This window comes from Enterobacter sp. SA187, assembly GCF_001888805.2.
Lineage (GTDB): Bacteria > Pseudomonadota > Gammaproteobacteria > Enterobacterales > Enterobacteriaceae > Enterobacter_D.
This window is the reverse complement of record NZ_CP019113.1, coordinates 2,526,446-2,538,751: the sequence shown is the minus strand read 5'-3', so window position 1 is coordinate 2,538,751 and position 12,306 is coordinate 2,526,446. Positions and strand designations below refer to the sequence as shown.

Sequence of the window (12,306 nt, the reverse complement as noted above, 5' to 3'; positions counted from 1 at the left end):
TAAAAATGAATCTGCTGAACTGGTTAAAATAGTACCGTTTTGTTTGTAATTTTACTACTCATCCGACCACTATTTTTCACCTGTTTAGCCAATATTTACACAACCCACCGTAATTAAGTTACAAAATAGTTAAATAAATACTAAACCTTAGTTAAATTGTGCCATTTTTCATTTTTATACTTTTTTTACACCCGCCCGCCTGATTTTTGCGAAATCTTTGCACCGAAAATCCTACCTTCACTACGTTAACAAAAGACACCTGGAGGTGGATTGTGAGTGCAGGCGTAATAACCGGTGTGGTACTGGTTTTCCTGTTGTTGGGCTATCTGGTTTACGCCCTGATAAACGCGGAGGCCTTCTGATGGCGGCTCAGGCGTTTTTACTGATCGCCAGCTTTATGCTGGTGCTGATGGTGCTGGCACGACCGCTGGGCGGCGTACTGGCAAAAATGGTGCGCGGTGCGCCCCTTGCAGGCACGGGGGGCGTTGAAAACCTGCTGTGGCGCGGGCTGGGCATTAATCCGTCGCCGATGAACTGGCGGCAATATCTGTTCGCCATTCTTGCGATCAATATTTGCGGGCTGGTGCTGCTGTTCGCGATGCTGATGGTGCAGGATCATCTGCCGCTGAACCCGCAGCAACTGCCTGGCCTGTCATGGCATCTGGCGCTGAATACTGCGGTGAGTTTTGTCGCTAACACCAACTGGCAGTCGTATGCCGGTGAAAGCACGCTCAGCTATTTCAGCCAGATGGTCGGGCTGACGGTACAGAACTTCCTCTCTGCCGCTACCGGCATTGCGGTGCTCTTTGCGCTGATCCGCGCGTTCGCCCGACAAAGCGTTAATACGCTGGGTAACGCCTGGGTCGATCTGACGCGCATTACCCTGTGGATCCTGCTGCCGCTCTCGCTGCTGCTGGCGCTGTTCTTTATGCAACAGGGCGTACTGCAAAACATCGATGCCTATCAGCCCTTTACTTCGCTGGAAGGGGCGAAGTCGGTGCTGCCGATGGGACCGGTGGCCTCGCAGGAAGCCATTAAACTGCTGGGCACCAACGGCGGCGGTTTCTTTAACGCCAACTCCTCGCATCCGTTTGAAAACCCCACCGCGCTGACCAACCTGGTGCAGATGCTGGCGATCTTTATCATCCCCGCCGCGCTCTGCTTCGCCTTTGGCGACGCGGTCGGCGATAAACGCCAGGGTCACATGATCCTCTGGGCGATGTCCATCATCTTCGTGGTCTGCGTTGCGCTGGTAATGTGGGGCGAGCTGCACGGCAACGCTAACCTCACGGCGTTTGGCGCAGACAGCCACATCAATATGGAAGGCAAAGAGAGTCGCTTCGGCATTCTGGCGAGCAGCCTGTATGCAGTGGTCACCACGGCGGCCTCCTGCGGTGCGGTGAACGCCATGCACGACTCTTTCACCGCGCTGGGCGGCATGATCCCGCTGTGGCTGATGCAGATCGGCGAAGTGGTGTTCGGCGGCGTCGGATCCGGTCTGTACGGCATGTTGCTGTTCGTCCTGCTGGCAGTCTTTATCGCCGGGCTGATGATTGGCCGCACGCCGGAATACCTCGGCAAAAAAATCGACGTCCGCGAGATGAAAATGACCGCGCTGGCGATCCTCGTCACCCCGCTGCTGGTGCTGCTCGGCACCGCGCTGGCGATGATGACCGAGGCCGGACGCGCAGGCATGTTAAACCCCGGCACCCACGGCTTCAGCGAAGTGCTGTATGCGGTGTCGTCTGCCGCGAACAACAACGGCAGCGCCTTTGCCGGACTGAGCGCCAACACGCCGTTCTGGAACTGTCTGCTGGCGGTCTGCATGTTCGCCGGGCGCTTCGGGGTGATCATCCCGGTCATGGCTATCGCCGGGTCGCTGGTGATGAAAAAACGCCAGCCCGCCGGTAACGGCACCCTGCCCACGCACGGCGCATTGTTTGTCGGTCTGCTGATCGGCACCGTGCTGCTGGTGGGTGCGCTGACCTTTATTCCCGCGCTGGCCTTAGGCCCGGTCGCAGAACATCTTTCCTTACGTTAAGGCGCACACAATGAGCCGCAAGCAACTTGCCCTGCTCGAACCCGCGCTGGTTCGTCAGGCACTTTTAGATTCTTTCCGCAAATTAAGCCCGCGTGCGCAGTGGCGCAACCCGGTGATGTTTATGGTCTGGCTGGGCAGCCTGCTCACCACCCTGCTGTGCGTGGCGATGGCCACCGGGCAGATGTCGGGCAGCGCCGGATTTACCGGCACCATCAGCCTCTGGCTGTGGTTTACCGTATTGTTCGCCAACTTTGCCGAAGCGCTGGCGGAGGGCCGCAGTAAAGCCCAGGCCAACAGCCTGAAAGGGGTACAGAAAACGGCGTTTGCCCGCAAGCTGCGCGCCCCGCGTCACGATGCGCAGCAGGATCAGGTGCCCGCTGCCGATCTGCGCAAGGGCGATATTGTGCTGGTGGAAGCCGGTGACATTATCCCCTGCGACGGCGAAGTGATCGAAGGCGGCGCGTCGGTGGATGAAAGCGCCATTACCGGTGAATCCGCGCCGGTGATCCGCGAATCCGGCGGCGATTTTGCCTCGGTGACCGGCGGCACACGCATTCTTTCTGACTGGCTGGTGATCCAGTGCAGCGTTAACCCTGGCGAAACCTTCCTTGATCGCATGATCGCCATGGTGGAAGGCGCGCAACGCCGCAAAACGCCGAACGAAATCGCGCTGACCATTCTGCTGGTGGCGCTGACCATCGTTTTCCTGCTGGCGACGGCGACCCTGTGGCCGTTCTCGGCTTACGGCGGCACGGCGGTCAGCGTGACGGTGCTGGTGGCGCTGCTGGTCTGTCTGATCCCGACCACCATCGGCGGGCTGTTATCCGCCATCGGCGTGGCGGGGATGAGCCGTATGCTGGGGGCAAACGTGATCGCCACCAGCGGACGCGCGGTGGAAGCGGCAGGCGATGTCGATGTGCTGCTGCTGGATAAAACCGGCACCATCACCCTCGGCAACCGTCAGGCCTCCGCCTTCCTGCCGGTAAAAGGGGTGGAAGAACGGGCGCTGGCAGACGCCGCGCAGCTCTCCTCGCTGGCGGATGAAACGCCGGAAGGCCGCAGCATCGTGATCCTCGCCCGTCAGCGCTTTAATCTGCGCGAGCGGGATATTCAGAGCCTGAATGCGACTTTCGTGCCCTTCACCGCCCAGACGCGCATGAGCGGCATCAATATTCAGGATCGTCTGATCCGTAAAGGCTCGGTGGATGCGCTGCGCCGCCATATCGAGGCCAACGGCGGGCACTTCCCGCCGGATGTCGACGCGCTGGTGGAAACCGTCGCCCGTCAGGGCTCCACGCCGCTGGTGGTGGCGGACGGCGCAACGGTGCTCGGCGTCATCGCCCTGAAAGATATCGTCAAAGGCGGCATCAAGGCGCGTTTCGCCCAGTTGCGCGCCATGGGTATCAAAACCGTGATGATCACCGGCGATAACCGCCTGACCGCTGCGGCTATTGCCGCCGAAGCGGGCGTCGATGATTTCCTCGCGGAAGCGACGCCGGAAGCGAAACTGGCGCTGATCCGCCAGTATCAGTCCGATGGCCGTCTGGTGGCAATGACCGGCGACGGCACCAACGATGCGCCAGCGCTGGCGCAGGCAGATGTGGCAGTGGCGATGAACTCCGGTACCCAGGCCGCGAAAGAGGCGGGTAACATGGTGGATCTGGACTCAAACCCCACCAAGCTCATCGAAGTGGTGCATATCGGTAAACAGATGCTGATGACACGCGGCTCGCTCACCACTTTCAGTATCGCCAACGATGTGGCGAAGTATTTCGCCATTATCCCGGCGGCGTTCGCGGTGACTTATCCGCAGCTGAACGCACTGAACGTGATGCACCTGCACTCCCCGGCGTCGGCGATTTTAAGCGCGGTGATCTTTAACGCGCTGATCATCGTGTTTCTCATTCCGCTGGCGCTGAAAGGCGTGAGCTATAAGCCCCTGAGCGCCTCCGCCATGCTGCGCCGTAACCTGTGGATTTACGGTCTCGGCGGCCTGGTGGTGCCCTTTATCGGCATCAAGCTGATTGACCTGCTGTTGTCGCTCACCGGTCTGGTGTAAGGATCCTGAAAATGGCTGTTTTACGTCCTGCTGTTCTGCTGTTGTTATTCTTAACCTTGATCACCGGCGGGCTGTACCCGCTGGTCACTACCGTGCTGGGCCAGTGGTGGTTCCGCGACCAGGCGAACGGCTCGCTGATCCGCGTGGAAGATGAGGTTCGTGGCTCGCGGCTGATCGGGCAAAACTTTAGCGCGCCGGGATATTTTCACGGTCGCCCTTCTGTAACTTCAGATTCGCCTTATAATCCGCTGGCGTCCGGCGGCAGTAATCTGGCGGCCAGCAATCCGGCGCTGGATACGGCGATCCGTGAGCGCGTCGCCGCGCTGCGGGCGGCCAACCCCCAGGCGGATCAGCGCGTGCCGGTAGAGCTGGTCACCGCCTCGTCGAGCGGGCTGGATTATGGCCTCAGCCCTGCGGCGGTGCGCTGGCAGATCCCGCGCGTGGCGCAGGCCCGTGGGCTGTCGGCAGAGGTGCTGTCGCAGCTGGTCGAACGCCATACGCAGCAGCCGCTCATCGCGTTTAGCGGCGAGCCGGTGGTGAATATCGTTGAGTTAAACCTCGCGCTGGACGCGCTTAAGGATAATCCTGAATGACAGACGAGCCGTTGCGCCCGGATCCTGACCGCCTGCTGGAGCAGGCCGCTGCCCCCCATCGCGGCAAGCTGAAGGTGTTTTTTGGTGCCTGCGCCGGGGTCGGCAAAACCTTCGCCATGCTGGCGGAAGCGCAGCGCCTGCGGGCGCAGGGGCTGGATATTTTAATCGGCGTGGTGGAAACCCATGGCCGCCCGGAAACCGCGGCGATGCTGACGGGGCTGGCGACGCTGCCGCCCCGCCGTATCGCTCACCGGCGGCGGGAGCTGGATGAGTTTGACCTGGATGCCGCCCTGGCGCGGCGTCCGGCGCTGATCTTAATGGATGAGCTGGCGCACACCAATGCGCCCGGCTCACGCCATCCAAAACGCTGGCAGGATGTAGAAGAGTTACTGGAAGCAGGCATTGATGTGTTCACCACCGTTAATGTGCAGCATCTGGAAAGCCTCAACGATGTGGTCAGCGGCGTCACCGGGATCCAGGTGCGGGAAACCGTGCCGGATCCCTTTTTTGATGCCGCCGACGAAGTGGTGCTGGTGGATCTGCCGCCGGACGATCTGCGCCAGCGCCTGCACGATGGCAAAGTCTACTTCGGCGGCCAAGCCGAGCGCGCCATCGAACACTTTTTCCGTAAAGGCAATCTGATCGCCCTGCGCGAGCTGGCGCTGCGCCGCACCGCCGACCGGGTGGATTCGCAGATGCGCGCCTTTCGCGGTCGCCCCGGCGAGGAGAAAGTCTGGCATACGCGGGACGCCATTTTGCTGTGCATCGGTCACGGCACCGGTAATGAAAAACTGGTGCGTACTGCCGCGCGTCTGGCGGCCAAACTCGGCAGCGAATGGCATGCGGTGTACGTGGAAACCCCCACTCTGCACAAACTGCCGGAAGCGCAGCGCCGCGCCATTCTCAGCGCGTTACGCTTAGCTCAGGAACTGGGCGCGGAAACCGCCACCCTTGCGGATCCACAGCAGGAAAAGGCGATTGTCCGCTACGCCCGTGAGCATAATCTCGGCAAAATTATCACCGGCCGCCGTACATCGCGCCGTTTCTGGCAGCATGAAACCTTTGCCGAAAGGCTGGCGCGGCTGGCTCCCGATCTGGATTTGATGATCGTCGCCCTGGAAGATAAACCCGCCCCTGCCGCCGCCCGTACGACGGACACCCGGCCGTGGCTGGATCGCTGGCGCGTGCAGCTCACCGGTACGCTGGTGGCCGTCGGGCTGTGCGCGCTGATCACCCTGATCGCCAGCCAGTGGCTGATGGCCTTTGACGCCGCCAACCTGGTGATGCTCTACCTGCTGGGCGTGGTGATAGTCGCGCTGTTTTATGGCCGCTGGCCGTCGGTGCTGGCGACGGTGATTAACGTGGTCAGCTTCGATCTGTTTTTCATCGCCCCGCGCGGTACCCTGGCGGTGTCGGACGTGCAGTATCTGCTGACCTTCGGCGTCATGCTCACCGTCGGGCTGGTGATCGGTAATCTCACCGCTGGCGTGCGCTATCAGGCGCGGGTGGCGCGTTACCGCGAGCAGCGTACCCGGCATCTGTATGAGCTGTCGAAAGCGCTGGCCGCCGGGCGTAACGAGCGCGACATCGCCGCCACCAGCGAAGCCTTTATCCGCTCCACCTTTCACGCGCAAAGCCAGTTGCTGATCGCCGGACCGGACGGCACGCTGACCGCCCTCACCCGCCAGCCGGGGCTGACGCCCTGGGATGACGCCATCGCCCAGTGGAGCTTTACCAAAGGCCAGCCTGCGGGCGCGGGCACCGATACGCTGCCCGGCGTGCCCTATCAAATTTTGCCGCTGAACAGCGCCGATAAAACCCGCGGCCTGGTGGTGGTGGAGCCCACCAGCCTGCGCCAGCTGATGATCCCTGAACAGCAGCGGTTGCTGGAAACCTTTACCCTGCTGGTGGCGAACGCCCTGGAGCGTCTGGCGCTCACCGCCAGCGAACAGCAATCGCGGCTGGCGAGCGAGCGGGAAAGCGTGCGCAATGCGCTGCTGGCGGCGCTGTCCCATGACCTGCGTACGCCGCTGACGGTGCTGTTCGGCCAGGCGGAGATCCTGACGCTGGATCTGGCCAGCGAAGGCTCGCCCCACGCCACCCAGGCCAGTGAAATCCGTCAGCATGTGCTGAACACCACGCGGCTGGTGAATAATCTGCTGGATATGGCGCGTATTCAGTCCGGCGGATTTAATCTTAAAAAGGAGTGGCTGACGCTGGAAGAAGTGATCGGCAGCGCGCTGCGCACCATGGAGGCGCTGCCCGGCAGCCGGCAGATCGCCCTTGAGATGCCGGATCCGCTGATGCTGGTGCATATCGACGGGCCGTTGTTCGAGCGGGTGCTGATCAATCTGCTGGAAAACGCCCTGAAATACGCCGGGCCGACGGCGCAGATCGGCATTTCCGCCCGTGTCGAAAAAGAGGAATTCCGGCTGGCGGTATGGGATAACGGCCCCGGCATTCCGGAGGGGCAACAGGCGAGTATTTTTGATAAATTTGCCCGTGGTCATAAAGAGTCGGCTATTCCCGGCGTCGGGCTGGGGCTGGCCATTTGCCAGGCGATTGTCAGCGTGCACGGCGGCACTATTACCGCCGCTAACCGCCCGGAAGGCGGGGCCTGTTTCTGTGTTACACTGCCGCAGGGATCCCCCCCGGCCCTGACTGAACTCCCCGAGGATCTGTGATAAGCGTACTCATTGTTGAAGATGAACAGGCCATTGTCCGCTTTCTGCGCACCGCGCTGGAGGCCGATGGCCTGCGCGTTTACGACGCCGGAACCTTACAGCGCGGTCTGCTCGAAGCCGTCACGCGCAAGCCCGACCTGGTGATCCTTGACCTCGGCCTGCCGGACGGCGACGGCATTGATTTTATTCGCGATCTGCGCCAGTGGAGCCAGGTGCCGGTACTGGTGCTGTCGGCGCGCATTGAGGAGAGCGACAAGATCGCCGCCCTCGATGCCGGTGCCGACGATTATCTCAGCAAGCCGTTCGGCATTGGCGAGTTACAGGCGCGCCTTCGGGTGGCGCTGCGCCGTCATGCCGGGGCGCGGCAAAGCGATCCGCTGGTCAGTTTTTCCGATATTCAGGTCGATCTGGCGGCGCGGCGCATTACCCGTAATGACGAAGAGATCCACCTCACGCCCATTGAGTTTCGCCTGCTGGCGGTGCTGTTAAATAATCACGGCAAAGTGCTGACCCAGCGCCAGCTGCTAAGCCAGGTGTGGGGGCCGAATGCTGTTGAGCACAGCCACTATCTGCGCATCTATATGGGCCACCTGCGCCAGAAGCTGGAAAGCGATCCGGCGCGCCCGCGTCATCTGTTAACGGAAACCGGCATCGGCTATCGTTTTATGCTGTAAGCGTCCCTGTTAACACGTCTTCTCTTGCGTTTGAATAAAAACACGCAATCCTGCCCGCTTTATTCATTTATTTGAGGCCTGGAGGCCATTTATTTCCACCAGGTGAATAAAACAGCAAAAATATATTAAAAGCAGCTTTATAACATCTAATTAACCTTTTCACGCCACCAGGCGATCCGTACGGCATTATTCACTTTTACCGACTAAATATTTCTGATCTGCGCTGTTTTTGTTGATCGCCCTCACAGACTACCCGTATTTCCAGGATAAAATGACCGCGCTTTCAAACAGCAAAAGGATTTTATTATGGAAAATAACAGCAGGCTGATGCCCCATATAAGACGCACCACCCATATTATGATGTTTGCCCACCGTAACAGCTTCGACTTTCATTTCTTTAACGCCCGATAACCGTTCCGGTTTCGGGTCTGCCTTCTTTTCCTGATTTCAGCGAGTTAGCTGACGTCTGGTTTCGTGCACGCCCAACATAAATAAAAATAACGTTTTCCCCGGAGTTTATTTTCCGGCGCTGACGCTTATTTAAAAATCATATCAATTCCCCTTACGGGAGTTGCGGGACGCCCTGTCCCTTTAAACAAGGAAAGATTATGCAACGCTTAAAAATTGCGGTCAGCCGCGCCTGTCCGGACTGTTTTACCACCCAGCGTGAAATAGTAAATGTTAACGACACCGATTATATGGATGTCGCCGCGGTCGTATTATCCATTAACGATATTTATAAAGGGATCGTCGAAGAAATAGAAGAAACCGGTTTTGGCATTCCGCTTTTTGTCGTCAGCCACGAAGGGGAATTTGTGCCGTCGGAGTATCTGGCGCGCATTCAAGGGGTATTTGAATATCAGGATGCCTGCCATGATTATTATGGCCGCCAGCTCGAAGCCGCCGCGCAAAAATATGAGCGCGCCTTACGTCCGCCGTTTTTCAGTGCGTTAGTGGATTACGTAAAACAGGGAAACAGCGCCTTTGATTGCCCCGGCCATCAGGGCGGACAATTCTTTCGCCGCCATCCTGCCGGTAATCAGTTTGTCGATTTCTTTGGCGAGACGCTGTTCCGCGCGGATCTCTGTAATGCCGACGTGGCGATGGGCGATTTACTGATCCACGAAGGCGCGCCCTGTATTGCCCAGCAGCATGCGGCAAAAGTTTTTAATGCCGATAAAACTTATTTCGTGCTGAACGGCACCTCATCGGCGAACAAAGTGGTGCTCAATGCGTTGCTGACGCCGGGGGATCTGGTGCTGTTCGACCGTAATAATCACAAATCCAACCACCACGGCGCGCTGTTGCAGGCCGGGGCGACGCCGGTGTATCTGGAAACGGCGCGTAACCCCTACGGCTTTATCGGCGGCATAGACGCGCACTGTTTTGCAGAAAACTATCTGCGCGAGCAGATTGCGGAAGTTGCCCCGCAACACAGGAATACGCCCCGCCCGTTCCGCATGGCGGTGATCCAGCTTGGCACTTATGACGGCACCATTTATAACGCGCGTCAGGTGGTGGATAAGATCGGGCATCTGTGCGATTACATCCTGTTTGATTCGGCCTGGGTCGGCTACGAGCAGTTTATCCCGATGATGGCCGACTGCTCGCCGCTGCTGCTGGAACTGAATGAAAAGGATCCGGGCATTCTGGTCACCCAGTCGGTGCATAAACAGCAGGCCGGATTTTCCCAGACCTCGCAGATCCATAAAAAAGACAGCCATATCAAAGGCCAGCCGCGCTATGTGCCCCATAAGCGCCTCAATAACGCCTTTATGATGCACGCCTCCACCAGCCCGTTTTATCCGCTGTTTGCCGCGCTGGACGTTAACGCCCGGATGCATGAAGGCGAAAGCGGGAAACGAATGTGGATGCGCTGCGTCGAACAGGGCGTGGAAGCACGCAAAATGATCCTGCAAAACTGCAAGTTCATCCGCCCCTTTGTGCCCGCCACCGTCGATGGCCGTCCGTGGGAAACCTTCGAGACGCACGACATTTGCCGCGATCTGCGCTTCTTCCATTTCGTGCCGGGGGAAAACTGGCACGCCTTCGAAGGCTACGCGCCGCACCAGTATTTTGTCGATCCCTGCAAACTGCTGCTTACCACGCCGGGCATCAATGCCCGCACCGGCGAGTACGACCGCTTTGGCGTCCCGGCCACCATTCTGGCGAACTATCTGCGTGAGAACGCCATTGTGCCGGAGAAGTGCGATCTGAACTCGATCCTCTTCCTGCTCACCCCGGCGGAAGGCATGGGCAAACTTCAGCAACTGGTATCGCAACTGGTGCAGTTCGAGAAACTGCTGGAAAACGATGCGCCGATGCAGGAGGTGCTGCCGTCGCTCTATCGCCAGCATCAGCAGCGTTATGAAGGCTACACGCTGCGCCAGCTGTGCCAGGAGATGCACGATCTCTATGCGCGTAACAACGTCAAACAGCTGCAAAAAGAGATGTTCCGTAAAGATCACTTCCCGCCGGTGAAGATGAATCCGCAGGCGGCGAACTATGCCTACATCCGTGGCGAAGTGGAGCTGGTGACGCTGCGCGATGCCGAGGGGCGGATCGCCGCGGAAGGGGCGCTCCCCTACCCGCCGGGGGTGCTGTGCGTGGTGCCTGGCGAGATCTGGGGCGGCGCGGTGCTGCGTTACTTCGCCGCGCTGGAAGAAGGCATCAATTTGCTGCCGGGCTTTGCGCCTGAACTGCAGGGTGTCTACATCAAAGAGATCGACGGACGTAAACAGGTGTGGTGCTACGTCATTAAGCCGCAAACCGCTGAACCGGCGCTGTTGAAAGGGGAAACATTATGAGCAAATCCAACAAGATGGGCGTTGTGCCGCTCACCATTCTGACGATGGTCAATATGATGGGCTCCGGCATTATTATGCTGCCCACCAAGCTTGCGGAAGTGGGCACCATCTCGATTATCTCCTGGCTGGTGACGGCGGTCGGCTCCACGGCGCTGGCGTGGGCGTTCGCCAAATGCGGGATGTTCAGCCGCAAGTCCGGGGGGATGGGCGGTTACGCGGAGTACGCTTTCGGTAAGTCCGGCAACTTTATGGCGAACTACACCTATGGCGTATCGCTGCTGATTGCTAACGTCGCCATTGCCATTTCCGCCGTCGGCTACGGCAGCGAACTGCTCGGCGCCACGCTCAGCCCGGTGCAGATCGGTATCGCCACTATTTGCGTGCTGTGGATCTGCACGGTGGCGAACTTTGGCGGCGCGCGCATTACCGGGCAGCTCAGCAGTATCACCATCTGGGGAGTGATCATTCCGGTGATCGGCCTGTCGGTGATCGGCTGGTTCTGGTTCAGCCCGGAGATGTACGCTCAGTCCTGGAACCCGCATCAGGTGCCGTTCTTTGATGCTGTGGGGTCGTCCATTGCCATGACGCTGTGGGCTTTTCTGGGGCTGGAATCCGCCTGCGCCAATACCGAGGTGGTGGAAAATCCGGAGCGCAACGTGCCCATCGCGGTGATGGGCGGCACCCTGGGGGCGGCGGTGATTTATGTCGTCTCCACCAACGTTATCGCGGGAATTGTGCCGAATATGGATCTGGCAAACTCCACTGCCCCGTTCGGGCTGGCTTTTTCGCAGATGTTCACGCCCGGCGTCGGGAAAGTGATCATGGGGCTGATGGTGATGTCCTGCTGCGGTTCGCTGCTTGGCTGGCAGTTCACTATCGCGCAGGTGTTCAAATCTTCCGCTGATGAAGGCTACTTCCCGAAAATCTTCTCGAAGGTGAGTAAAGCGGATGCGCCGGTAAAAGGAATGCTGACCATTGTCATTATTCAGAGTGGACTGTCGCTGATGACCATCAGCCCGTCGCTGAACAAACAGTTCAACGTGCTGGTGAATCTGGCGGTGGTGACCAACATCATTCCGTATATTCTATCGATGGCGGCGCTGGTGATCATTCAGAAGGTCGCGAAGGTGGAACCGCGTAAAGCGAAGGCGGCTAACGTGGTGGCGCTGATGGGCGCGCTCTACAGCTTCTATGCGCTCTACTCCTCCGGGCCGGAAGCCATGCTGTATGGCGCGATCGTGACCTTCATGGGCTGGACGCTGTACGGGCTGGTGTCGCCGCGCTTTGAGCTCAAAGATAAGCACGGCTGAAAAAAAGCCTCCCGGTAAAGGGAGGCTTTGGTGTTTTTCGCCCGGCGGCGCAGGCTTGCCGGGCCTACAGGTCATGTAGGCCGGGTAAGGCGAAGCCGCCACCCGGCAACAAGATCACGCGTTTTTCAGCCATGTAGG

At 59.2% G+C, this 12,306-nt stretch carries 9 protein-coding genes; all 9 read left to right on the top strand.

Features of this window, described 5'->3' with window-relative positions; genetic code table 11:
- Positions 1–272 precede the first annotated feature (272 nt).
- The 9 genes from kdpF to potE all read left to right on the top strand — a co-directional run bounded on the left by kdpF (position 273) and on the right by potE (position 12,168).
- Positions 273–362, top strand: a complete 90-nt coding sequence (kdpF, locus tag BMF08_RS12125; RefSeq protein WP_042392117.1) for a K(+)-transporting ATPase subunit F — start codon at positions 273–275, stop codon at positions 360–362.
- Entirely contained in the window at positions 362–2,041 is a 1,680-nt protein-coding gene (gene kdpA, locus BMF08_RS12120; protein ID WP_072567826.1) for a potassium-transporting ATPase subunit KdpA, read from the top strand. Before kdpF ends, kdpA begins: the two co-directional genes overlap by 1 nt.
- A gap of 10 nt (positions 2,042–2,051) precedes the next feature.
- Positions 2,052–4,100 carry a potassium-transporting ATPase subunit KdpB gene (gene kdpB / locus BMF08_RS12115; RefSeq protein WP_072567825.1) on the top strand — a complete coding sequence of 683 codons (2,049 nt, stop codon included), beginning with the start codon at positions 2,052–2,054 and terminating at the stop codon, positions 4,098–4,100.
- A gap of 11 nt (positions 4,101–4,111) precedes the next feature.
- Positions 4,112–4,693, top strand: a complete 582-nt coding sequence (gene kdpC, locus BMF08_RS12110; RefSeq protein ID WP_072567824.1) for a potassium-transporting ATPase subunit KdpC — start codon at positions 4,112–4,114, stop codon at positions 4,691–4,693.
- Complete coding sequence (kdpD, locus tag BMF08_RS12105) at positions 4,690–7,377, top strand: two-component system sensor histidine kinase KdpD (RefSeq protein ID WP_072567823.1); 2,688 nt, start codon at positions 4,690–4,692, stop codon at positions 7,375–7,377. The genes kdpC and kdpD overlap by 4 nt, the downstream gene beginning before the upstream one ends.
- Positions 7,374–8,051, top strand: coding sequence for a two-component system response regulator KdpE (kdpE, locus tag BMF08_RS12100; RefSeq protein WP_072567822.1), 678 nt, complete (start codon positions 7,374–7,376; stop codon positions 8,049–8,051). Before kdpD ends, kdpE begins: the two co-directional genes overlap by 4 nt.
- Before the next feature lie 306 nt (positions 8,052–8,357).
- Positions 8,358–8,462, top strand: a complete 105-nt coding sequence (gene speFL, locus BMF08_RS21160) for a leader peptide SpeFL (protein WP_110510109.1) — start codon at positions 8,358–8,360, stop codon at positions 8,460–8,462.
- 197 nt (positions 8,463–8,659) lie between these two features.
- Positions 8,660–10,858 carry an ornithine decarboxylase SpeF gene (speF, locus tag BMF08_RS12095; RefSeq protein WP_072567821.1) on the top strand — a complete coding sequence of 733 codons (2,199 nt, stop codon included), beginning with the start codon at positions 8,660–8,662 and terminating at the stop codon, positions 10,856–10,858.
- Positions 10,855–12,168, top strand: a complete 1,314-nt coding sequence (gene potE, locus BMF08_RS12090) for a putrescine-ornithine antiporter (protein WP_072567820.1) — start codon at positions 10,855–10,857, stop codon at positions 12,166–12,168. Before speF ends, potE begins: the two co-directional genes overlap by 4 nt.
- The last annotated feature ends 138 nt before the right edge of the window (positions 12,169–12,306 follow it).